The sequence below is a fragment of the Herpetosiphon sp. genome (assembly GCF_003512625.1).
GTDB classification, from domain to species: domain Bacteria; phylum Chloroflexota; class Chloroflexia; order Chloroflexales; family Herpetosiphonaceae; genus Herpetosiphon; species Herpetosiphon aurantiacus.
In genome coordinates, this window is sequence record NZ_DOPT01000010.1 from 130,490 (window position 1) to 155,579 (window position 25,090).

Annotated in this window: 10 protein-coding genes; 4 read left to right on the forward strand and 6 right to left on the reverse strand. The window is 50.7% G+C overall.

What is annotated here, in order from left to right; all coding sequences use genetic code 11:
* Nucleotides 1-23: 23 nt before the first annotated feature.
* Nucleotides 24-1,481, reverse strand: a complete 1,458-nt coding sequence (locus DEF47_RS02110; protein WP_012189515.1) for a flavin-containing monooxygenase — start codon at nucleotides 1,479-1,481, stop codon at nucleotides 24-26.
* Nucleotides 1,482-2,955: 1,474 nt separating this feature from the next.
* Between DEF47_RS02110 and DEF47_RS02115 the strand changes: the two genes are divergently transcribed.
* Nucleotides 2,956-9,150, forward strand: coding sequence for a polymorphic toxin-type HINT domain-containing protein (locus tag DEF47_RS02115; RefSeq protein WP_287044943.1), 6,195 nt, complete (start codon nucleotides 2,956-2,958; stop codon nucleotides 9,148-9,150).
* Nucleotides 9,151-9,377: 227 nt separating this feature from the next.
* On the forward strand, nucleotides 9,378-9,731 hold the full coding sequence (locus DEF47_RS02120) for a hypothetical protein (protein WP_041304363.1): 354 nt from the start codon (nucleotides 9,378-9,380) through the stop codon (nucleotides 9,729-9,731).
* A 128-nt stretch (nucleotides 9,732-9,859) separates the two neighbouring features.
* Here the strand turns inward: DEF47_RS02120 and DEF47_RS02125 are convergent, their stop codons facing one another.
* The 3 genes from DEF47_RS02125 to DEF47_RS02135 form a co-directional block, all read right to left on the reverse strand.
* A complete protein-coding gene (locus DEF47_RS02125) occupies nucleotides 9,860-11,095 on the reverse strand; it encodes a cytochrome P450 family protein (RefSeq protein ID WP_012189513.1) in 1,236 nt (411 codons plus the stop codon).
* Nucleotides 11,088-11,708: a TetR/AcrR family transcriptional regulator gene (locus DEF47_RS02130; RefSeq protein WP_012189512.1), complete on the reverse strand. Its 621-nt coding sequence runs from the start codon at nucleotides 11,706-11,708 to the stop codon at nucleotides 11,088-11,090. Before DEF47_RS02130 ends, DEF47_RS02125 begins: the two co-directional genes overlap by 8 nt.
* Nucleotides 11,709-11,929: 221 nt before the next feature.
* Entirely contained in the window at nucleotides 11,930-12,382 is a 453-nt protein-coding gene (locus DEF47_RS02135; RefSeq protein ID WP_012189511.1) for a MarR family winged helix-turn-helix transcriptional regulator, read from the reverse strand.
* Between the two features lie 257 nt (nucleotides 12,383-12,639).
* Here DEF47_RS02135 and DEF47_RS02140 point away from each other — a divergent pair, with 257 nt between their 5' ends.
* Nucleotides 12,640-14,694, forward strand: coding sequence for a monovalent cation:proton antiporter family protein (locus DEF47_RS02140; protein ID WP_012189510.1), 2,055 nt, complete (start codon nucleotides 12,640-12,642; stop codon nucleotides 14,692-14,694).
* Nucleotides 14,695-14,754: 60 nt separating this feature from the next.
* Here DEF47_RS02140 and DEF47_RS02145 read toward each other — a convergent pair whose 3' ends face one another.
* Nucleotides 14,755-16,371: a PAS domain-containing protein gene (locus DEF47_RS02145; protein ID WP_012189509.1), complete on the reverse strand. Its 1,617-nt coding sequence runs from the start codon at nucleotides 16,369-16,371 to the stop codon at nucleotides 14,755-14,757.
* Nucleotides 16,372-16,707: 336 nt separating this feature from the next.
* On the opposite strand from DEF47_RS02145, the gene DEF47_RS02150 reads away from it, so the two are divergent.
* Nucleotides 16,708-17,709 (forward strand): phosphotransferase, encoded by a 1,002-nt coding sequence (locus DEF47_RS02150; protein WP_012189508.1) that lies wholly within the window; start codon nucleotides 16,708-16,710, stop codon nucleotides 17,707-17,709.
* 243 nt (nucleotides 17,710-17,952) lie between these two features.
* On the opposite strand, the gene DEF47_RS02155 is transcribed toward DEF47_RS02150, so the two are convergent.
* Nucleotides 17,953-25,077 (reverse strand): LamG-like jellyroll fold domain-containing protein, encoded by a 7,125-nt coding sequence (locus DEF47_RS02155; protein WP_012189507.1) that lies wholly within the window; start codon nucleotides 25,075-25,077, stop codon nucleotides 17,953-17,955.
* Nucleotides 25,078-25,090 lie beyond the last annotated feature (13 nt).

The window sequence follows — 25,090 nt, forward strand, 5'->3', positions numbered from 1 at the left end:
TACTCAACTTGGCGTTGGCTAGGTCAAGCGCGAAAAAACTCCATATTGCCATCATCGAGCGAGCCAAGCCGCAACATCAGCAAATCGAGCAGGTAGTTTTGGTAGAGCCGCCATGGGCGTTGGCGACCTTGACGGGGCAAATGCTTGATCACCCGTTGAACATAGCTTGAGGTGAAACTAAGCGCTGGCTCGGTCGCCATGGTGGGGTTAAAATTCTTGGGCATACAACTGACATAGCCATGGCGATCCATATAATTCAGCAAGCGGCAGACATACATCGAGGTTAGTTCGCATTTGAGCGTCCACGAAGCGTTGGTATAGCCAAACGCCAAGGCCAGATTAGGCACATCGCTGAGCATCATGCCTTTGTAATTCAGAGTTGTGCCCAATTCAACCGTGCGCCCATCAACCACAATTTCAATTCCGCTGAGCAAGCGCAAATTCAAGCCCGTTGCCGTGACAATCAGATCAGCCGCCAAATGCTGGCCCGATTGCAGTTGAATACCTGTAGCGGTGAATTGAGCAATTTGGTCAGTTATAACGCTGGCTTGGCCCGATTTGAGCGCCTTGAAAAAATCACCATCGGGCGCTAAACAGAGTCGCTGATCCCACGGGTTATAGCTTGGGCTAAAGTGGATGTTGGCATCATAGCTATCGCCAAGTTCTTGCTGCGCCATGTTCACCAAGGCGCGTTTGGCAACTTTGGGCAGCGTTCGCATCAATAAATAATAGATAATACCTTGAATAATTGCTCGCCAGCGGATCACGTGAAAGGCCAATTTGGCAGGCAACCAACGCCGCAACTGCTCGGCACGAGCATCACTGGCAGGTTGGGCCACGACATAGGTTGGCGAACGTTGCAACATCGTCACATGGTGCGCTTGCTCAGCCATGGCTGGCACTAAGGTAATTGCCGTCGCACCGCTACCAATCACTACCACCCGTTGATCGCGATAATCGAGATTTTGCGGCCAAGCTTGGGGATGCACCACCCGCCCTTGAAATTGGCTCAAGCTCGGCCATTCAGGGGTGTAGCCTTGGGCGTAATCGTAATAGCCGCCGCACATATACAAAAAATTACAGCGATATTGCACCCAATCGCCCTCGGCCAAGCGCTCAACTTCAACCGTCCAGAGCGCCTGCTTCGATGACCAACTGATCCGGCGAACCATATGTTCAAAGTTAATTTGTTGATCGATGCCATAGATTTGGGCCGTTTCATGAATATACTGCAAAATTGACGCACCATCGGCGATTGCCTGCGAGCTATGCCACGGGCGAAAAGCATAGCCCAGCGTGTACATATCCGAATCCGAGCGAATGCCGGGGTAGCGAAACAGATCCCATGTACCGCCAATCGCCTTGCGGCCTTCGAGAATCGTATAGCGTTTGTGTGGGCAGCGGGTTTGCAGATAATAGGCTGCACTAATGCCCGACAAACCAGCGCCCACAATCAGCACATCAAGATCGATCGCTTGCATCGCTCACCTCATAACCAAGTCAATGGCTCATTATAGCAAGTGTATAAGAGTGTTAATGGTTAAGTTGCACAATTATGAAAGATCGGTATAATCGTCCATGAGCAAGTGAGAGTGAGTGAGTTTGAGGGAAATTTTATCCCCTAGGATACCTCTATACATACATCCTCTCTCTTTGCACGGATTTTTCCCATGAAGGAAAGAGGGTCATATGCTGCCTATTCGTCGTCGCCGTTGGATACCGCTCGCACTCTTGCTGATAGTAATTGTGTCGTTATTGCCGCTTCAATCAACATCAGCGATTCCCATGCTTCCACAATCGGATGCCCTGACCAAGCGTGTTCCAGAGATTCTTGATGAACCACCCGTCAATAACCGCCCTTCCCCAGCTCAATCAGCAGTAACGCCCAAAGAAGAAGCTCAGAATATCGCACCCGTCGCTGAATCCCAGCATTCGTTTAGCGGGATTGACCTGACCTTCACGGGCGACACTATCAGCCAAGTCCCAGTTGCTGCAACCAATGCGGCAGTCTATGTAGCCCAAGCAACGGTAAACGACCTTTACATCGTTAATGGTCAACCCCACTATAATTCAGATAACCTCAGCTATTATGAAGATACTGGGATTTTCATGAACCTTCCCCGTGATAGTTTCACAGTGAATGTTGAAGTTGCAGTCGGGAATATAGGTTTTATTTATATCCAATCTGTCAATAATCCTCAAATATATCAAAAAGCTGCGTTCACCACACCCCAAGGCAATCCTCATGATATGCATTTTACGATCGGACCTTCGATCCCTCGTAATCAACCAATTCATATCTATGTTGGGTGTTTCAACCCTCAGCCAGGGGGATATAATAACTGTCGCTATACGAATTTCCAATTCTACCTTGATAGCGACGTTTTGACACGCATTCCTGATCCAGCGTATGATCATCCAAAAAAACTTCTCCCCAGCTATATTAATCAAGTAAATACAGGTAAATACTTACCCGCAGATGGAGCAGGCAATCCCTTCTTCATGTACGGCTATTTACCACCAGTTCAAGGAATTGACGAAAAATTTCTTTATCAAACTAAGGCTTTTAATTTTCCAGCCCTCCAACCAAACGATACGATTACGATTAACTTTCGCTATTCGGCATTCTCATGGCCAGGAACTACTCCAGCTAATAGTTTTGGCTCACATATCAACCTATTCTTTAGCGATGCAAACAGTTCTACCTATGATGTGTTCGGCTGGGACACATTGTCGCGAGATCTAACTAATCCTATAAACATCCCCATACCAGGCTTTTCTACCTATAGCTATATTCCGTGGCGTAGTGGATCGATTACCCTGAACCAAAATATATATTCTCAAATCTCCAATAAAACTATTCGGATTAACCTTGCGCCTCAATCAGCAGACAGCCAGTATTATCCGTATTTAGCAGGGATTGATTCGATTCAATTCTATCGCAACGGGAAATTAATGAATTTCTCCTCGATTGAGGATCGCATTCCCGCCGACCAAAATGGTGGGAGTTGTGCCCCATGTACGGCTGCGGGCGAAAGCACCATGATTGTTGGCGATCCGGTCAATACCTTATCGGGAGCCTATATCGAGCATGGGGTTGATCAGCAGATTCCCACCGGTGGCACGGCTCTCAGTCTGCAACGTACCTACGTCTCAACCTTGGCCAATAGTAGCCTCTATCCACAAAGTTCGCTTGGGCTTGGGTGGCGTTTTAATTATGCCGAAAGCTTGACTTTGCCGGTAGAAATTACGGGCGTAACAACAGTTGGCGCTGAATCCAACACCGTCATTTACGAAGCAGCCGATGGCAATCGCTATCGCTTCAAGCGCCATGGCAATGATTTTGTAGCAGCACGTGGTATTCGCTTAACGTTGACCAAAAATGCCACTAGCTATACCTTGCAAGCTGCCGATCAATCAGCTAAAACTTTTGATCTGCAAGGCCGTCTCCTCCAACTACGCGATGTCTATGGCCGCACCCAAACGATTACCCTCGGAACCAGCGGAATTCAAACCGGACTGCCGGTCGAAGTGCGTGACGATTTGAGCCAACGCAAGCTGCGGCTTGAATATACCACCACGAGCGGTGTTGTTCGGTTGTATCGCCTGCTCAATGATTTGAATCAGGCAACCGTCTATGAGTATACCCAAGGCCGTTTGGAATGGGTTACCTCGCCCCAAAGCATCCTCAGCCGCTATACCTATGATCCAACAAGTTTGCTCATGAGCAGCGTTACCCGCAACGCAACCAGCAAAAGTCCTTTACCAACCGCCGACCTTGTGATGAGTTATACCAATGGGCGGGTCACTCAGCAAACTGCTCCTGCCGATAATACGGTCTGGGCATATACCTATACTGGAACGGGCGCAAATCAAGCCCAAACCACGACCATGACCGTCAGTCGTGGCGGCATTGTGCTTGATGTCCAACGCTCACATTATCGTGCGGATGGGACATTCGCTTGGCAAGAACGCAACGATGCCTTGCTTGAATATGTGGCTAATGACCGAATGCTCGCCCCAACTGCAGGGGTAAAGGCTGATAAAAGCATTGCGCTACATCATAATAATCCTAAAGGGCAACCAGTTGAAGTGTATGCAGGCGCAATTGAAGGCGCTATACTTGGGACAACTCAACGCACGTTTGCGATTAGTTATACGCCCACTGGTTATCCGGCAATTGTCACCAACACCAATGGGCTAGAAACCTACACGACCTATAATAGTGCTAATCAGCCGCTCACGACCAAAGCCGGTACAGGAACCCTCGTTCCAACCCAAACCTGGACCTATGACGCGGCAACCAAGCAACCGCAAACGATCACCAGTCCTGACGGGATTGTCACCCGCTATACCTATACCGCTGCTGGTCAAGTGGCCTCGACAGAAGTGGGATACGGCACCAGCAGTGTTCAAAAGACCACCTATCAATACGATAGTCTTGGTCGACAAACCCATATGACCCTAGGTGATGGTCTGCCCAATGCAACAACAACGGTTACCGAGTATCGCCCCGATAATCAAATTGCGAAAATCACCCGCAATTATGTGGCGGGCAATACCACTGATCCGCGTAAAAATGTGGTGACCGAGTATGGCTACAATGCCAAAGGGCAATTGATTTGGACAAAGACTCCCGATGGTCGCTATCGTGGCGTGACCAGCTATGATGCTTTAGGTCGCGTTCGTTGGGTCGCCGATAATACGGTCAACCCCAGCACTGGAGCAATTGCGATTGCTGATACCTCCAGCACCAGCCTGCCACCAAGCTTTAGCCCACAACGCCCCGATGCCAATATTGTCACCATGTATGGCTACGATTGGCATGGACGCACCACCCTGATTACCCAAACAGGGATTGTCACCGGCACATTTAATGTCGCAACCTTACAATGGCAATCCAGTACTTCACGGGTCACTCGCATCGAGTATGATCAATTAAGCCGACCTGTCACAACAACCTACAATTACCGACCTGATATCTATGCGGGTCAATTCAACACGAATCATCCCGATGTCAATGTTCCAACCTATACCTATTACGATGGGGCAGGGAAAGTTACTTGGACACGCGATGGATTACGACGTTGGAATCATTTTGAATATGATCAGCTTGGCCGTCCAGTAACGACGACGCTCAATTATGAAAATGGCGACCCACTAACGGTTGATCCAGTCAATGCAACCTGGGCAAGCACAAACGACACCGATATTATCTCGATTACCCACTATGATCAGGGTGGACAGATCGACCATACCATTCGTAATTTCGTCGATGGGGTGCGCGATACCACGATTCCAGATAGTTCTATCCCATGGCAGATCACTGATGTTGTCACGGATGTGGTTACACGCTACCATTACGACCAGGCTGGTCGGATGGATCAAACGATCTCAAATTATGTTGCTGGAGCAACTGACCCTGAGTTTAACCGCGTTGCAAACACTATTTACGATCAAGCAACTGGACGAACGCTTGGAGTAACCGACGCATGGAATCAATATACGGTCTATGAATATGATCAACTTGGACGATCAGTCAGCAGCGTAACGAATTGTCGCACCAGCAGCGGTGTTCCAACGTACAATCGCAACACATGTGCCAGTACAACCTCGCAGCGCAATCTTCCCTCACCTTTATCGGTCTACGATCAGCTAGGGCGGCTAAGCCAAACCTTGAGCGTTGATGCGATAGGTGGGTTAGGCTTTAATGGACCACCCACCCAATATAGCTATGATGGGCTTGGACAGTTGGTCGAAACTATTGTCAATAGCCAACCAGGCCAAGCTGCATCCGCAACAGTCAATGTCAAATCGACCACCACCTATCTCGATGCTGCCGGCAGTCGCTGGAATGAAACCGACCCGACCGGCAAAATAACCCAATACGAAACCGATGGGTTTGGACAAGTCAACAAAGTTATCGATCCAGCTGGATTGATCACGCTGAGCGGACCACGCTGGACAAAAACACCCGATGGTCAAGTTCGTGTGGCGATGATTGATGGCCTTGGCCGCACAATCAAAACGGTGAGCAATTATCAGGATGGGGTCTACGTTCCAGCAACCGATACCACCACCCACGATATCATCACCCTCACCCGCTATGATGTTGGTGGTCGCCAAGTTGCCGTGACCAATAGCCTCAATATTCGAACGCGCTACGATTATGACTTACGCGATAACTTAATTCGGATTATTGAGAATGATCTTGGCACATGTACCGCCAGCGATACGAATGACTGTCAAGTAACCACCGAATATCGCTATGATCGGGTCGGCAACCTAATCAAAACGATCGATGCCCGCGGCTACAGTACCACCAAGAGTTACGATAGCCTTGGGCGGGTACGGCGCACAACCGATGGCTTAAACCGCCATACACTCTTGACCTATAACCAAGATGATACTGTAGCAACCATTGCCCCAGCAACAGGCAATCCAATCTCCTATAGTTACGATGAGGTGGGTCATCAAATCCAAGCAACAGGCTGGGATTCAACCGCCGTTCAACAATGGACCTACGACCTCGCAGGACGGTTATCATCAGTCTATGATGCATCGGCACAAGATGCCGCCGCCGGACGAACAGGCACCATCAGCTACAAATATGATGTCCTGAATCGGATATCGAGCGTCGCCCAATCACTTGAAGGTGATCCTCAAGGCAATTGGACGCTGACCTATGGCTATGATGCAGCCGGACGTACCACAGCAATCGGGGGAACAAGCTATTCCTATGATACCGCTGGACGTTTAAGCTCGGTTATTCGAGGTGGTTCACCCTTAGCACAATATGCGTATCAGGGGTCAACAGGTCGCGTAGCAAGTATCACCCGCTTAGAGGCCGGAAACAATCGACTGATTGAAAGCCTTGGCTATGATACCCGTGGCCGCGTAACCAGTCGCAGCATCACCGGAGCAACCACGGCTGCGGCCATGCCAACGCCAACAGCACCTCAGTTGGCGCAATTCACCTATGCCTATGATCGCGCTGATCAGCCAACGAGTTTTACCGAAACCCAACTCAATAGCGCGGGCACAGCCACAACCAATGAAACGCATAGCTATACCTACGACAAACTCAATCGCCTGATCAGCGAAAATGCCAGTGGCACAACCACCACTTTTCGCTTTGATGCAGCTGGTAATCGGATTAAAGTTAACAGCCAAAACTCCAGTTACAATGCCGCCAATGAGCGAGTAGGATTCGCCTATGATGTGTATGGCAATGTCACTGGTGACGGCCAAAATGTCTTTAGTTATGATGGCTTCAACCGCCTCAAGAGCGTCATCAAGGGAGCGAATGTCTATAGTTATCGCTACCATGAGGAAACGCTGACCAGCCGGTTCGTCAATGGCACGCGGACGCAAGCCTTTAATTACGATCGGGTTGGAACGTCATTAAGTAGCATCCTTCGGATTCATACGATCCAACCAACCGATACGCTGTATACCACCTATATCACCGGGCTTGGTGGCGATATCATTCAATCGGAAGCAACCTTTAATGGCGCACCACAAACCAATGGGAAGCTCTTCCTAATTAGTGATAACCAAAGCACAGTACGGATGTTGGTGAATGCTAGCAATGGCGCACGCACTAAACAAGATAGTGATGCTTGGGGCAATTTTGTGCCTGCGGCAGGCCAAACCCTAGCACCATCGTCAATTCGCTACACCGGCGAATACACCGACCGTGACACAGGCTTGGTGTTCTTACGGGCACGCTGGTACAACCCTGCTAGCGGAACCTTGTTGAGCAAAGATCCATTTGCTGGTTTCGCCAATCAACCTCAATCACAACATCCCTACATCTACGCAGGCAATAACCCAACCACTAATAGCGACCCAACCGGGCGCACCTGTGAAGGCTGTCAACCAGCAGGGGTAACCCGCGATCAATGGCATCAATATGTTGATCTGTATGATGTAACCTATTCAGGGTTTGTAGGGGCGTTGATCAATCATCCATTTGATCGGATGGGTGATGCAACGGTCTTCGATAACTATGCCCATGCGACTCGCTCATCCCTCGATTTCATCTACTATCTCAAGAACTTCTTATGGGGTTGTTCGATCCAACAATACGGAGCCTTAGAGAATCTATGGTCAAATGCCGAAACATGGTCAGAACACTTTTACCATGATCGGCTGCCATCGGTTCCATTGCATCGCTATGATAGTATCGAAGATGCGATGGATGCCTTGGGTGATGAGGCATATCTCAACTATTTCATTGAAACAAATCTTGCTGATGGCAATCATCTTGATCCAATTGACTCGATAAGCCCAGGGCTTGCCGATGTCCCGGTAGTCCCATCTACACCACGGCAGAATAATCCATCGACCGATGTTGATGATCCGGCTCCAGCGAAATCGCCAAAACCTAGTAATGACCCCGATGTCGATGTTGACAATCCAGCCCCAAGCATATCACCCAAAGTCGGAGAATCTTGTAGCTTTGATGCGACAACGTTGGTTGCGACCGATGAAGGGCTGGTTCCAATTGCCACGATTCAAGTTGGCGATCTGGTCTTAGCCTACGACGAAGCTACTGGCACAACTGACTACTACACCGTTACCGCCAGCTTTGTGCATAGTGATCCAGTCTTAGTTGACGTTGCCATTGACAATGAATGGATCAACACAACTCCCGAGCATCCCTTCTTCACCGCCGATGGCTGGACAGATGCTGAAAACCTTGAACTTAGCGACTGGGTTGCCAGCGCTGATGGCGAGTGGGGAAAAATCACCGCGTTGCGCCTACGTGGCGACCAACGCTTTATGTACAACCTTACGGTTGCCGAAGCTCATACCTTCTTTGTTGGTGATGGTCGCTGGTTAGTCCATAATGTTTGTATTGATGGTGTCGAATATCCTGTCGATAAACCAACTAACCAAACCAAAAATGACTCTATTTGGTATGATACTCAAGCGCAGGCACGCCAAATGGCACGTCAAAAAATGGGACATAATCCTGTTGAAATTGAACCAAATAAGCTACGGCGCAGGGATGGTACATGGCAATATCGTGCAAAACCAGGAGATTTAGCAGGTGATAACCAAGGCCCACACATTCATTTGGAAAAACTAGATCCCAAGACAGGCGATGTACTTATCAACCTACACTTACGTTGGAGAAAATAATTATGAAAATTATTTAAATTAGTACTCGAGACAATTAATAAAGAAAATATTAAAGGATTTATATTATGGAATAGTCACTCTTTCTGAGAGTGGCTATTCCATAAATGTAGTAATGGTTCATATGAAAGGAGGCTAGGGGTAAAGAACTATAATCTTAATATTACACATTATCAATTAAATTTTCTCTGTACTTCCTACAACCAAAGATAGAAATGGTTGGAACAAAGATGAACTTCGATCAAAGACTGATTCGCCAGATGCCATTAAGTGAGTTGTGGAATACTACGGGTGTAGTCAGCACGATAAATCATGGTTCGCGCGGACGTAAAGCGATTATTGAATTGCTTCGTCGTGGACTTGTATGGTTTATGATTGCGAACGTAGGCGATAAACCATCCTGGATTCCGTTGGACATGTGTTATATATGGTGGAAAACCGAGATTCGAGATCGTCTTATTGAACCAGAGGATGCTGCCGTGTGGATTCGGTATGACTCATTCCCAGGGGGATATTGCTATGTTGCCGAAGAATGGGAAAATTTCGATGGAATTCCGATCATTGTACTAACAGTATGGCATTGACTGCTCTCCAGACGTTTTTCACTGATAAACCGCTAAGTTTTGAGACATTGAATTGAATTTAATCGGCAAATTCTATAATAAGGGTATGGCGAGCCATTCCATTATGCTCGCCATACCCCAACCAGAACTTACCACTCCACAGGCAAGGCTTCGAGGCCGCGCACAACTGCGGTCGAACGCCAACGCAACTGCTCAGCGGGCACGGCTAAGCGCAAGTTTGGGCGCAGATCAGTCAATAATTGCAGGCCAATTTGGGCTTCCATGCGGGCTAAAGGCGCACCTAAGCAATAGTGAATGCCCAAACCAAAACCAACATGGCGATTCTTTTCTCGGGTTATGTCGAGTTGATCAGGGTTAGTAAATTGGCGTTCATCCCGATTGGCTGAGGCCAGCGCGACCAAAACCATTTCGCCTTTGGCAATCTTGGTGTCGGCAATAATCACATCTTCAGCAGCGTAGCGCTCGGTCGCGGTTTCAACTGGCGCAGTAAACCGCACCAATTCCTCAACTGCCGATTTGATCAACTCTGGCGAACGTCGCAACAAGGCCAACTGCTCAGGATGCTGCAATAACGCTAGGGTTCCCGATGAAATCAGATTGACCGTGGTTTCGTGGCCTGCGAGCATCAGCAAAAAGACCATGGCGACTAATTCATCTTCACTGAAACGATCACCATCGGCCTCAGCTTGCACCAACGCCGTCAGCAAATCGTCTTGGGGGTTGCTGCGCCGCTTGGCAAAAAGTTGTTTGAGATATTTCATCTGAGCCATAATTGCCGGAATTGCCAATAGCATATTCAGCATGGTTGGGCTGTTCAGTACATATTTGGCCCAACGATGAAATTTTTGGCGATCCTCAGTTGGAATGCCAAGCAATTCGACGATCACGGTCAAAGGCAGGGGCAAGGCAAAATCGGCAATCAAATCGCCGCGACCACGTTGTTGGCTGCTGATTAATAATGATTCAGCAATTGACTGAATGCGTGGCCGCATTTCTTCCATGCGCTGAGGGGTAAAAGCTTTGTGGACCAATGAACGTAAGCGCAGATGGTCAGGGTTATCTTGATCGAGCATATTGCTTTCGAGCGCTCGAAGCGATGCGGGCATCCATGGGCGTTTGCGTTGTTGCTCCAACGATTGGGCATTCTTATAGTTTTTGACAAAGACCCGATCGTTTTTCAAAATTTCAACGACATCATCGTAGCGGGTAACAATCCATGTCGGCAGCGAGCCAAGTTTAGCTTTAGCAACTGGATTATCACGGCGTAACTGAGCATAAATACTAAACGGATCAGCCTTGAATTGGCGATCAGTCAAATTCAAGACTGGTTGAGTGGGCTTGGTTTCACGCGATACACTACTCATGTGGCGGCTCCTGGAGAATGCCATACAACACCAAATTGATGGTGGTACGAGCTAATTCAGGCCATTGATTGATGGCAACCTCATCGCCCAACATGCGCAAGAGCACCAAACCAAGGATGCTGCTTGCCAGCGAGCGGGTCAATAATTCAGCTTGGGCTGGCCGCAAAATCCCCTGATCAATCCATAACTGGACAACTGGATTGGCAAGCTCAAAGGTTGGGCCAAAAATTTCGCGAAAATACCGCTCGCGCAGACTTACATCGCTCAGCACCGCTGGCAGAGCTGCCTGCAAATCAGTCATTTGCTCCATCAGCCGCCCCACCCGTTCTTCGAAATAGCTGGCAATAAAACCACTGGGCCGACTATCCAGAGCTTGGGTGAAATCAATTTCTCGTTGTTCGCGATCGTTCAAACGCTCCAAAATCCCTAGTAGTAACTCGTGCTTGCTGGCAAAATAGAGATAAATTGTGCCATCAGCAATGCCTGCGGCCTTGGCAACTTGGCGAATCGTGGTTTGATGAAAGCCTTGCTGAGCAAACACCTGGGCAGCAGCATCAAGAATTTGGCTTCGGCGGCGTTGGTTGAGCGATGCTTCAGGGTTTTGGGTTGCCATACAGGTTCCTATAAAATGAATGAACATTCATTCATTTTGCTATGAGTATAGAATTAAGTATATTGATTGTCAATCAGTTCTTGATCCATGTTATTTTTAGCCACGAATTACACGAATTGCACGAAAGTTTTCATTCCTCATCCCTCATCCTTTCGGTCGCTCTGCGCCTCTGCGTTAAGGTCTAAACTTCTGACCCCTAGTCCCTGAATCCTGATCCCTGACTACTCATCGGCGCATTTAGCCAAATCGAGCAAGCGCTGCAAGGCCGGCAAAGCCGCCGCGACGATGCTTAATTCGACTTCACTCAAACTTGCAACATGGGCTGTCAGCTGTTTGTGGGCTTGAGTTTGGGCTTGACGAACTGCATCCAAGCCTGCGTTGGTTAATTGTAAAAGCTGTTGTCGCCGATCTTGGGGGTGGGGAATGCGCTCGATCCAACCGCGCTCAACCAGTGCTGGCAGCAGTTCGCTGATCGCTTGCGGGCTAACATGCTGTTGACGCGCCAAACTACTCAGCGATTGTGGGCCATGCTGAAGCTCGTTCAACATGCGCAATTGGGCGGCGCTGGTAGCCCCATCGAGCTGCCGCCGCACCTCAAGATCAACCAAACGATGCAGTTGAGGCGCAAGTGTGAATAAATCTTCGACCAGTCGATCAATATAATGCCGCTGCATAATTATCCTTATTCTTCAAGTTACTTGATGATTTTTATAAATACAGGCTTTATTTTTCGGCATAAAACTATAATAACAAAAAAATATTTTCAAGCAGATTGAACTTGACAACGACCATAAAGCTCCTTATTCTACTGATAGAAACAGATTCATCAAATAGTGCCAGTCTGATCAGCGCTTCGGCTGTGGCGGAACCTTGGCCAAATTAGCGTCTATTCTAACATTCTTAACCACAACAACTCATTCAGGAGGTGCCGATGCCCCATGATATATCGTTGATCACCAATATTTCGGTCGCGTTGGTCGTGGCTTTCGCTGGCGGTTTGCTGGCTCGCCGCTTAGGTCTACCCACAATTGTCGGCTATCTTTTAGCGGGAATGCTGATCGGGCCATTTACGCCTGGCTTCGTCGGCGATATTGGCGATATTAGCCAGCTTGCAGAAATTGGCGTAATCTTCCTCATGTTTGGGGTTGGTTTACACTTCTCGCTCAAGGATCTTTGGTCGGTGCGCAAGGTGGCGATTCCAGGAGCAGCCCTGCAAATGCTCTTGGCGACTGGCTTGGGCTTTGGGCTAACTCGTTTGTGGGGTTGGACAACCGCCGCAGGTTTGGTCGTCGGCTTGGCGATTTCAATTGCGAGTACAGTGGTGTTGCTGCGTGGCTTGATGGATGCAGGCCAACTCAATACGCCCGCTGGCCAAACCGCAGTTGGCTGGTTGGTGCTTGAAGATTTAGCCACCGTGCTGATTTTGGTCTTGTTACCAGCCTTGTTCGGCAGCGAGGGCGGTAATCCGTGGGTGACAGGCGGCTTGGCCTTGCTCAAAACCACCGCCTTTGTATTGATTATTCTGTTCGTTGGCGGGCGTTTCTTGCCATGGCTACTGACCTCGATTGCCCATTCACGTTCGCGCGAACTGTTTATTTTGGCAGCCGTAGCCGTCGCGCTTGGCACAGCCTTTGCCGCAACCGCCGCCTTTGGCGTTTCATTAGCACTAGGCGCGTTCTTAGCTGGCGTAGTGCTGGGCGAATCGGAAATTAGCCATCAAGTTGGCGATGAAGTGCTGCCCTTCCGCGAAATCTTTGCGGTGATCTTCTTTGTTTCAGTGGGTATGTTGGTCAACCCGCAATACCTGTGGGATCACATCGGCCAAGTCGTGGCCTTAACCGCGTTGATCGTCATTGGCAAGGCTATTTTCACGCTCTTTTTGGGCTTGATTCTGCCTTCAACTGGCCGCACGATGATTGTGGTCGCCGCTGGCCTCAGCCAAATTGGTGAATTCTCGTTTATCGTTGGGCAGGCTGGGGTTGGTTTGGGGGTATTGACCCAAGATCAATATTCGCTGGTGTTGGCGGGAGCAATGTTCTCGATTATGCTCAATCCAGTGATGTTTTGGTCGATTCCGCATGTTGAAACATGGCTCAAGCGTTATCCAAAACTATGGGCACGTTTTGAGCGCCACGCCACGACTGAGCCGCAACCAACCACATTGCCTCAGGCCGAACATGTCGTCGTCGTCGGCTATGGGCGGGTTGGCGAGCACATTGGCACAGTCTTAAATCGGCTGCAAATTCCCTTTTTGGTGGTCGAAGCCGACAATCATCGCGCTGACGATTTTATGACCAAGCATATTCCAACGTTGATCGGCGATGCAGCCAACTCCGATGTGCTCACCCACGCCAAACTTGAGCAAGCCAAAGCCTTGGTGGTGACCTTGCCCAACGAGGCGGCTAGTGAGTTAGTCGTGGCGGCTGCCCGCGATCTCGCACCAAATTTGCCGATTATTGCACGGGCGGCAACCAATTCAGGGGTACAACGGCTCGCCGATTTGGGCGCACAAGATGTGATTCATCCAGAATTAGAGGGTGGTTTGGAAATTATTCGGCATACCTTGTTGCGCTTGGGCTATCCTGCAACTCAAGTTCAAGGCTATACCGATGCCGTCCGACGTGATCAATATCACACAGATATCACGCCGACTGAGCATCTCATCCTTGAACAACTGATTCAAAGCGTGCGCGGCTTTGAGATTGCTTGGCGTGGCATTGCCGCCAGCAGCACCATGATTGGCCAAAGCTTGGCCGCCCTCAACTTCCGTGCTCAAACTGGTGCTTCCGTGATCGCAGTCATTCGCGATCAGCAATTGATTAGCAACCCTGAATCGCAATTGACCCTCGCGCCAGGTGATTTACTCGGCTTGATTGGCGATGAAAGCCAAATTAATGCCGCCGATAGCCTGATCAGTCGCAGCCAAGCGAGCGAGCAGAGCACCAACCAACCATCCGCTGCAACCTTCGCCCCCAGCGGAGCCTAAATTAAAGGCCTGCGATTATGGTTGATCGCAGGCCTTTGCAAGAAAACCTTCAAAACACAGCTATTTTAGTGATTGGATTGCATAGGTAATGCCTTGTTGCAGACTACTTTGGGTAATGATGGATCGGAAATCAATGCCCAAGGTCACGAGGGTTTGGGCCAACTCGGGGCGAATGCCGGTGATAATAACCTGAGCACCAAGCAATTGTACACTTGTAGCGGCCCGAATGAGTAATCCAGCCACCTGGGTATCCATAATCGGAACACCCGTCACATCAACGATCGCCATCTGGGCTTTGTGAGTATGCACGCCTTCCAACAAGGTTTCCATCAAGCGCTGCGCCCGCGCCGTATCAACGCTACCAATCAAGGGCATCAACACAACCGTATCCGCAATTGGGATCAATGGAGTTGAAAGATCAATCAAGGCTTGCTGTTGAGTCCGAATAATTTCTTCGTGCAAGCGCTGACGTTCGGCATCAGCCTGTTGCTGATCGCGAATATCGTGGGCGATCAATGAAAAAAAGCTGGGCTGCTGATCATAATCATAATGACACAACACTTGATAATGCAGCGGCAGCTGGCTGCCTTGGGCCGTTTGCAAATGATAATCGCCCATCCATGAGCCATGGGTTTGGGCATGCTGCAAGGTTTGGCTAATCCAAGCTTGGTCGGGGGCGGTGCGGTAAAGCTGTTGCCACGTTAATGGCTCAGCTGCTGTGGTTGGTTCGGATTGGATAACGTGGCGAGCGGCTGGATTGAGATATTGGATCTGACCAGCAGCATCAGCAATCATTACCAGATCAGGGGTCGCGCTTAAAATACTATCAAAGCGGATTAACAGTGCTTCGGCTTGCTTTTGCTGGGTAATATCCAGCAACACACCATCCCACAAAATGGCTCCATTATCCAATTTGCTAGGTCGCGAGGCGCTTTGCAACCAACGCTCGTGGCCATTGATCACAATCCGGCCTTCCCAATGCCAAGCAGTAAGGCTTTGGGCCGAAGCCAACATTCCTTCCTGAAAACGGCTACGGTCGGCAGGATGCATCGCCTCCGTCACAATGTTGGCCTGATGCATAATCGCTTCTGGCTCGTGGGCATACAGATCGCGACTGCCTGTGCTGACAAATGGAAAGCTGATGGTTGTATCGGGATTCAGCAATAATTGATAGACCATGCCAGGCACGTTGTCGATAATCCGCTGCAAACGAATCTCGTTATTAGTGCGCACCGCCGCAGATTCGCTGGTTGTGCTCAGATCGCGTGAGATGCCAACCGTGCCAATGATTTCCCCCTCGTGACTGCGAATTGCATGCTTGGTGGTCGCAAATAGATGGACATCACCGCTATGATGGGTGACTGGCTCGCACTCGATCACTAATGTTTGACCAGTTTGAAACACCTGCGCATCATCACGAATATACTGCTGGGTATAATCAGGCTGATTGAAATCGGCATCGATCACATCTTGGAGCTGCTGCTTGTCCATGCCATAGTAATCGCGAAAAGCGCGATTGGCATAGCGAATATGCGAGCCTGGGCCTTTGTATAAAATCAAATCGGGGAGTGTATCTAAAATTTGTTCATAGATTAAGAGTTGTGCCCGCAAGCTGTCAATCGTCTGCTGAACGTCGCGAGGTGGTTGCGCCCCATCCTGATCCAGATTGCTTCCCATTATGGGCCTCCCCCAAAGGATACCGAGATACTATTGGCTGAACTGCTTGAACGTGCGGCGATTCCTGCTATGGTAGCATACATCGTGCTAAATTTGGATAGGCTTTAAGTTCCCTCACCCCCAACCCCTCGCCCGCCGCAGTGGGCGAGGGGTTGGGGGTGAGGGGGTGAGGGCATGAATAGCAACGTTGCATTCCAGCCAACCATTGTTAAGGCGAGGCCATGCTCCCAGATCGTCAAAACATCGACTAGGCAGTTCGATTGTCGGCCCTCCGTTGGATACCGCTCAATCCTGGTTGGGGTAACATACACCCGGCAAACGTAGCAGGAGTAAGTTATGTCGCAACCAATTAATCAATTACCCTGGGAGCATGCCGATTGGTTCGACCGTTTGAGCACATGGATTGAGCAGCAGTTAGCGAGCCATCAACGCAGCATGCTTGAGCCAATTCAACTCGTACATCAACGCCCATGGTCGGCCTTTGCCCAAATCCAGACTAATCAAGGTATGGTCTATTGCAAAGCGCCAGCTCCAGCCTTCCACTATGAAGCGGCCTTGACCCAAGCCTTGGCCGATTGGCAACCTGATTGCAATGTGCCAGTTTTAGCGATCGAACCAACCCAGGCTTGGATTCTCTCAGCCGATGCTGGCACAACCTTACGTCAACTTGGCCAAAATCTGACCCAGCTTGAGCATTGGTATGCGTTGTTGCCACAGTACAGCGAGCTACAAATAAACCTCGCTCAACGGGTTCCAGCTTTGTTAGCACTCGGCGTTCCCGATCGGCGATTAAGCCAGTTCCCAACGTTGTTTCGCGAACTCTTGAACGATCGCCAGCATTTATTGATTGATCAAGAACTTGGCTTGAGTAGCAGCGAATATCAACAATTGCAAGCATTAGCGCCAATGGTACAAGCACAGGCTGCCCAATTAGCCGAATTTGGCTTGCCAGAAACGCTGACCCACGAAGAAATTCATGAAAATAATGTGCTTTACGGCGAGCGCGGCTATACCTTTACCGATTGGAGCGATTGCAGCGTGAGCCATCCCTTTTTTTCGCTGCTAGTCACGTTGCGAGCCGCTGCCCATTGGCTCAAGCTCGATGAGCATGGCCCCGAGTTACAACGGCTGCGTGCTGCCTATTTGGAGCCATGGACACGCTTTGCGCCGCGCTCGCAGCTTGATCAAGCGGTGGAGATTGCCTATCGGCTTGGGATGATCAATCGGGCGCTTTCGTGGCGGCAAGCCTTGGACGGCCTCGATCCAGCTCAAACGCAAGAGTATCAAGATAATGTCGCAGGCTGGCTCCAAGATTATTTAACAGCCAATACGGCTTAAAGCCAACCCACACCTCACCCCAACCCCTCTCCCACGGCGGCGGGAGAGGGGCGTTCTAATGATCATGAGGGATGGTTTCCCCCTCGCCTCGCGTGCGGGAGAGGGGCGTTCCAAGGGTAGGTTTAAGTTCCCTCACCCCAACCCCTCTCCCACTGCGGCGGGAGAGGGGCGTTCCAAAGGATGGTTTCCCCCTCGCCTCGCCTCGCGTGCGGGAGAGGGGGCTAGGGGGTGAGGGCATGCCAATTACCAGTGGCGCTGAATTGCTGGCAGATAGATGATATGCGGCGTTGCGTTGCTCAGTTCTTGAATACAACTGTTGAGCGCATTGACATCGCTTTGGTCAATCGTGCCATCACGATTAATATCAGCGCGATAATCATACAATTCATCACCAACACTAGCCCCAACCAAGGCCTGCACTGCCGCCACATCTGCTGCGGTCAGGCCGCCAGTGCCATTGGCATCGCAGAAATCGGCTTTGTTGCTAGCATTAACCGTGACTGGAATGCTGAAATTGCCAAGGCTTGAGTTTATGCTAATGTTGGCGGTTTGGCTGCCGTTGCGCAATAAGCTTGGGTTCAGCACCGCCGTGATCGCCAGTGGCGTTGTGCCACTGACTTGGCTGAGATCAAGCCAAGCAGCATCGCTGGAGAGGGTTACATCGGTTCCCGCTCGACTCAGCAAGGTTAAGGCGCGTTGGGGCAACTGAATATCTTGGGCCAAATCGACCTCAAATTCAAGGCTTGGCGGCCAAATATGCAATTGATCAACGGGCGCTCCATCGCTCGTCAAGGGATCGCCACCATCCTCAACTTCGCTAGCATCAGAGCGACCATCGCCATCAGTATCCGGATTGTTCGGATCAGTCTGGCGCACTAGTTCGACTCGATAGCTCAAGCCATCACCATCAGCATCGCCCAAGGCATCGTGATCGTTCAGCAAATTCAGGCCTAAATCAAGCTCCTGTTGATCGCGCAAGCCATCGCCATCGTAATCGGCCAGCACTTCGATCGTGGTAGTGCTAACGGTTTGCAGGCCAGCCGGATTGATCGCGGTCAGGCTAATTGTATGCTGGCCAACGCTGAGTTGGCGATACAATTCCGCGCCACTGCCAAGATCGCCGTCGCGGTCGCTAAACCAATGCAAACTAGCACTCGTGCTCAATACGCCAGTTTGCGGATCGTTGGCCATGCCCAAGAAGCTGATCGCTTGGTTTTCGAGCAACTGGGCGTTCGCACTTGGCGCAATAATCGCCGCACTCGGCGCTTGATCGGCGATGCTCAACAATTCGCTGGTAGCACTGTTAGCATGCAAGCCATCGCTGACCCAAACCCGCAAACGCCCACTACTCGTACCAGCCAACTGGGCCAGATCGATCTCGCGGCTACCGCTGGTTGTAGCACTGGCGATCGCTTGCCAGGTTGCGCCATCATCAGCGCTCCATTCAATCGAAACTGCCAACGGATCGCCATCGGCATCAGTAACTTGCCAAGCAAAGCCAATTTGTTGATCAGCTAGATAGCGCTGCGCCAAATTGCTGCTAATGCTCACGCTGGGAATAGTCGGGCCGGCGCTCCAAGTGGCTAATTGGCTTTGTTGATGCACTAAATCAACCCGCACCACGCCCTCGGCCTTGGGAATTGTGGCCGAGAACAAGCCTTTGAGTTGATTTGGATGATCGTGAATAATTGGCGTGCCAGGCTCGTGGTTATGCGGCGGCACATGGAAGGTTGCCAGTACACCGCGTCGCGCAAGTTCGTTGCCCTCAGCATCGTATTGCACCAACTGATAATTGGTTTGATAATCGAGGCTTTTGGCACTGGTAGCGGGCTTTAATTCAACATGGTCAATTGTGCCAGCGATTGCTCCAGCAATTGGTGAAATACTGCCTGCGATGTGTAAACGTTCTGGCTCGTCGTTGGGCGTTGCCAACCGTTCACGCTCAGGGGCAAATTCATACAGCGGGCGGAGCACGCCGAAACGTTCGCGGCGCATAAAACTAATATCGGTTGGCTCGAAAAAGCTATTAGCATTGCCACGATTACAGGCATAACTCAAAATAGCCTTGGGCCGATTCACCGATGATTCGCTGGTTCCATCCAAAACATTGGGCAATTGTGCTCCAGTAATTGGATTGACCATCGGCTCACTGACACCTGGTTGGCGCACCAAGGTCAAATCCGCTGAAAAGATCGCCGGATCAACGCCGCCACAATTTGATGGCAAAAGACTGGTGATGTAGCGTAGCTCGCTCGTCTTGGAGTGATTATCACCTCCAGGCATGCCATAATCGATATAGGTAGGCTGATCTTCCTCAACCATCCCCATCATATGGCCTAGCTCGTGGGCTAGCGTTTTGCCAATATTGCCATCGCCAACCCCCCAGCCCAAAAAGCGCGGATCTTCATCATTACAATCGTCTTGCCCTGCTTGGCTAAGATAATAACCAGCGTTTTCACACTCAGGGTCTGGCGACCAATCGCCATTTTGGCCTAGCCGTCCCATCCCAGCGGCTTTACTCTCAGGATCAACCACGCTTGGATGTATCACGCCCATCGCGACCATAATCCGATCCTTGTTTAAGGCGTTATAGCGTAAACGGCTATTTTCAAGCTGCATACCAAATTCGTCAAAGGCATCGCCATCTTCAACCTTAAACATCCCAGATTCACTAATCGCAGTTGACGGAATCGTAATACTCGACCGGATTGGAGCAATGCCACCAGGAAACACCCGCCAGCGAAAATCCGCCATGTTTGGTTCGATTGCGTCGAGCCATTGCTTAATCGCGCTAGCACTCATTGCGTCGGGCACAACCGGCACCAACAGCAAGCGAATGGGATCAGTTGGGGTAACATCGACCTCAAAACTGGTACTCGTCGCAATGGCACTACCATTCTTGAGCAACACATCAACTGTGGTCGGGCCATCAGCGGGATAAATAATATTTGGCACATTCAGCGCATTCGCCACATCGCGATACGTAGCGGCTGGCGGTAGCCCAACCGTAGTTGGCAAGGCGCTATACGAAACTGGCACAGCATAATCGCGCCGATTCGGCTGGCCAGTCTGTCCCATGCGCACCAGTACTTGATCAAGCATCAAGCGATCGGTTGGACGCAAAGCTTGGCTGGTATGCACAAACACCGAAGCCATGGTGGCGTTATTCGACCATAATTTTTGGCGCTGAGGGTTATTACTGTCCAGCGGGGCAAAGCCGAGATAGCCTTGATTTAATTGCACCTGATTAATTCCCAGGTTAATTCGGCGCACATCGCCAACCTGAGCTTGCATACCAGCACAGCTATTTTGCACCAATAAGTTGCCCGATGTATCGCCGCTGGTTACCTGATGCTGCGCGGCGATCGAGCTTTGCACTCCACGGCGTGGCGTGCCAGTTCCCATACTAATCATCGCATTGGGATCAAAATTAGAGCCGTTGATTGTGATAATGCCACCAACATTTGTACCAGTCGGGAAAATATGTTTAATTGTTGGAATGGCACAAAACGCTGGATTGCTGCTTGTGCCAAGGCTCGCTCGTCGCAAGCCACGCCGCACATTCACCGTGCCACTCAGATTATGTTTAGTAATCGCCACGCGAATCAGCGTCGGCGAGACTGAAATTAATGATGGAGTGGCTCCACCAATCTGAACATCTAAATTCAGGTCGTTGCCAAAACCCGAGCCAATAATCTCAACGACCTGACCATAGGCCGCGCTGGTTGGGGTAATCTGGCTGATGACTGGAATTTCTTCGGCCAACGGTGGCAAGAATGCTCCACGCACGCTAATGCCACCATCAGGATGGGCAAACCAAACCCGATCGCTCTGATCGGCGGCGATTGCTCGCACGTTGTTCGAACGAATGCCACTGTTGGCCCAATAAAACCATTGCCAAACGTTGGCTTGGGTTTCGACGCTGGCTCCCGCCCACAAACGCCCGCGTTCGTCGTTGGCTAATCGTGCAGGGCGAGTGCTCCCCGCAACCGCAACAAAACTATTGGCTGTCAGCGATTTACGCACCAAGCCAGTGGTTGTGCTGGCAATAATGCTGCCATCAGGGCGTTCCAACAGATCAGTAATTGTATCGCTGGCTGGCAAGCCACCATTGGCTACGCTAAACTCCTGCCATGTGGCCGTAACTGCATCGAAACGGGCTATCCCATTACTCGTTCCTGCCCACAAGGCGTTATCAATGCCAACCAATAAGCTGGTTGCGTGAGTTCCAACCAATGGCAACGCCAAGCGAGTTACCAAGCGCCCACGATCATACAAGCCTACGCCATCGCCCAAGCCCAGCCACATGCGGCCAGTAGCATCAGCGGCAAGGCTATAGACAGGTTCGCTCAGGCTGAGATTTGCTACATCCTGCCAAGCTGCGGTTGGCTGCCAAAGCTGAACGCCGTTGCTATGCGCGACCCAAATTCGGCCTTGGTGGTCGGCTTCAACATCATAGGCAGTCACGGCATAATGTCGCCACGTCAGGCCATCTGGCTCAAGCACATGCAGCATCGTGGCGGTTGCGGCAAACAAGCGCCCACGCACCGTCCATAAACGCTCAATTTCAGCACCCATATCAAATTGATTCCAGCGCGGGGCATGGCTATAGAGCATATTGTTGCGGGCCGTATAAACTTTTTCGCCAACCGCACTCAGCGCAGCCAGCCCACTCAAGCCTGTTTTTGCGCCAATTGGGGCGTTTAGATGGGTAAAATCGCTGGCACGAAGGCTGGCAACCGGGGCTTGACCATCGCGGCGCACTTCAAAAGCACTTAGGCCATTGTCGCTGCTAAACCAAATGCGGCCATCAGCATCAACATCGACCTGATGGGCGTTGTTGGCATAGGGCAGATCGAAAATATTGAAAACTGGGTTGGCACTATCGGGCAAATTGGCGGCTGGATAGCGACAAACGCCCGTATCGCCAGCAACCCATAAATCGCCATTTTGGCCAATTGCCATGGTGCGAGCCTGAAATGGCAAGGCATTACACAAGACCCCAAAATCAACCACCGCCCAACTCGTGTTGGCTGCGGCAAGCTTACGCACGCGATACAGCCGTGGGTAATAATCTTCGGGTGGCAGCTGTGCGCCAAAATTCTGGCGATGCGGGCCACAATTATTGACCAACTGGTTAATCGCCCAATATTCTAGAAAGAGTGGAGTTGAGCGCGGGCTGGTGCGAATTGAGGTAGTTTGCGAGCAGCCAGGCCCAACATTTTGGTAGGTGTAGTTACCCAACGAGCCATTGGGCACTTGATACGAGGCGATTGCTGTGCTGCCAATCGTGTCGCGCCCAATCGCTGGCAAGCCATTCGCCAAAGTATGCAGTGCCTTCACCGTACCATTGGCCATCCAACTGCCATCGTAGATCAGCGTAGAACCGCCGTTTTGGCCGCGATAGACGTTTTTGCCTGCGCCAAAATAGGCCACGCTGTTGAATGTATCCCAGTTAACGCTGCCAACGGCGGCAGTGGCTGGGTAAAATTGCTGGGTTGGGGCATTGGTTGGGATGCTGGCTGATTCGCTGAAATGCCACATACCATCGCTATTGCCAACCAACAAATTGGCTCCATCACCATCAATCGATTGAACCGTGCCGCCCGCAAAGCCTTGGAAATCCCAACGCCCTAGCTGCACCAACGGCCCATCGCCCAAATAAATGCGCCAAATGCTATTGGTGCCGAAGCCGCCAAACTCGCCGCCGCCCAGAATCAGGGCATGGCGCTGGCGTGGCGAATAGATCGCGCTGGCAAATGGTTGGATTTTCGAGCCTGCTGGCAAATAGGCTGCTGCCGTGTTAACACTATTGGTCGGTAATTCTAAGGGCGTGCGCCAAACTTGCGCAGTTTGGGGATCAAACGCCACAACCCGATTGGTTGCCCGTCCATTCATCACATAAATCAATTTGCTGATTGGATCTTCAAAACTTACTAAGGCTGTATCAGGCTTGGGCAATTGGGCAGCCAGCACTGTCGCGCTAACGCTTGAATCAGCATTAAGCACCAATTCAGTAATCGTAGCGAAATTAGCGCTTGCGTTAGTTCCGCCAATTAAATAGATATTTTGGGTTGCGCTAGAATAAACGGCATTTGCAGCATAAATTCTGTCTGGCAGAATACTAGCTGATATAGAAATTGATTCAGTAGCTACATCAAACACCACAATCTGATCGAGCGGGCCAAGCGCCGGGGTATAACCACCTAAAATAACAATTTTGTTGAGAATTGGATGATAGACCACCGCCGCGAGATCAAGCGCCTGCGGCAAGCGGGCGGCGAGGGTGCGTACCTCGCCAGTTTGTGGATTGAGCGCATAAATTGTATCGACGGTGGCATGTTGGTTGTCGAGGCTGCCCCCAAAAACATAGACCGTATTGTTGGATTCGGCATAGGCCGCGCTGGTCAAGGCCAACGGCACTGGCAAGTTGCCGCGAATTTGGCTACTGCCATCGCCAGCGTTAATCGCATGAATTGTGGCGCTCACTGAGCCTTCGCGATAGCCGCCAATCAACAACGCCTCATCGCTACTAGGCAGATAAACGCTGGTCGCGCCGTAGCTGCGAAGCTCCAAGCTATTAAAATATTGATCAACTGGCGTGGTTGCGGGCAAGGCAGGCGAGACAAAGCCCGAAAAACTGATTGAGCCTTGGGCCACTGCCGCCACATCGCTGATGCTATCGCGCAACGAGCCATTGGTTAAATGCCATTGCGCCAGCAAACCAGCTGGAGCTTGATCAAGCGTCGAGTGCATATCGCGCCGAATGTTGTATTCACCTCGACTATAATTCCACACCCGAATTTCGGCCAACTGCCCCAGCCAAAAATCGCCTGCATCGTTGCCAATCCGCAGTTCGCGGGCGGTTGAAACCGTGCCATCACCATCGAGCGGATAAAAACCCTCGCGCTCGCCATTGATAAAAAATTCGGCGATATATTGCTCGCCGTCGTTATCGTAGTAGGTGCTGACCGCCACATGCGACCATTGGTTGGCTGGCACGGCAGCGGCACTTTGGGCAAACGTGGCCGTGCCGCGATGCGCCCGCAAGAAGCCGCCACACAGGCCAAACCACAGGCCATTGTTATAATTCATGCCCAAAATATTGCGGCAGCCTGAGGTTGTGGTTGGGTAAACCCAGGCTTCAAGCGACCAATTGCCAGCAAAATTGGGGGTTGCCGCCAATGGAACAGCTGCATAGCTGTTGCTGAATCCGGCGGCTTGACCAGCATCGCTACTGCTGGCTTGGCTAGTTTGGAGTTGAGCTTCAGCCGCTTGGACTGGTGCAATGTGGGTGGCACGCGGTGGCACGAGCCAACCAAGCCACAATATAACGATCATCACGAGATAGAATTTGCGCCAACGCATAGAGCTGCCTCCT

Bases quoted from the DNA above. Each gene is read 5' to 3' on its own strand.
- DEF47_RS02155 (WP_012189507.1), bottom strand. From the start codon at position 25,077: ATGCGTTGGCGCAAATTCTATCTCGTGATGATCGTTATATTGTGGCTT.
- DEF47_RS02130 (WP_012189512.1), bottom strand. From the start codon at position 11,708: ATGGCAACCCAAAACCCTGAAGCATCGCTCAACCAACGCCGCCGAAGC.
- DEF47_RS02120 (WP_041304363.1), top strand. From the start codon at position 9,378: ATGAACTTCGATCAAAGACTGATTCGCCAGATGCCATTAAGTGAGTTG.
- DEF47_RS02140 (WP_012189510.1), top strand. From the start codon at position 12,640: ATGCCCCATGATATATCGTTGATCACCAATATTTCGGTCGCGTTGGTC.
- DEF47_RS02125 (WP_012189513.1), bottom strand. From the start codon at position 11,095: ATGAGTAGTGTATCGCGTGAAACCAAGCCCACTCAACCAGTCTTGAAT.
- DEF47_RS02135 (WP_012189511.1), bottom strand. From the start codon at position 12,382: ATGCAGCGGCATTATATTGATCGACTGGTCGAAGATTTATTCACACTT.
- DEF47_RS02115 (WP_287044943.1), top strand. From the start codon at position 2,956: ATGAATTTCTCCTCGATTGAGGATCGCATTCCCGCCGACCAAAATGGT.
- DEF47_RS02145 (WP_012189509.1), bottom strand. From the start codon at position 16,371: ATGGGAAGCAATCTGGATCAGGATGGGGCGCAACCACCTCGCGACGTT.
- DEF47_RS02150 (WP_012189508.1), top strand. From the start codon at position 16,708: ATGTCGCAACCAATTAATCAATTACCCTGGGAGCATGCCGATTGGTTC.
- DEF47_RS02110 (WP_012189515.1), bottom strand. From the start codon at position 1,481: ATGCAAGCGATCGATCTTGATGTGCTGATTGTGGGCGCTGGTTTGTCG.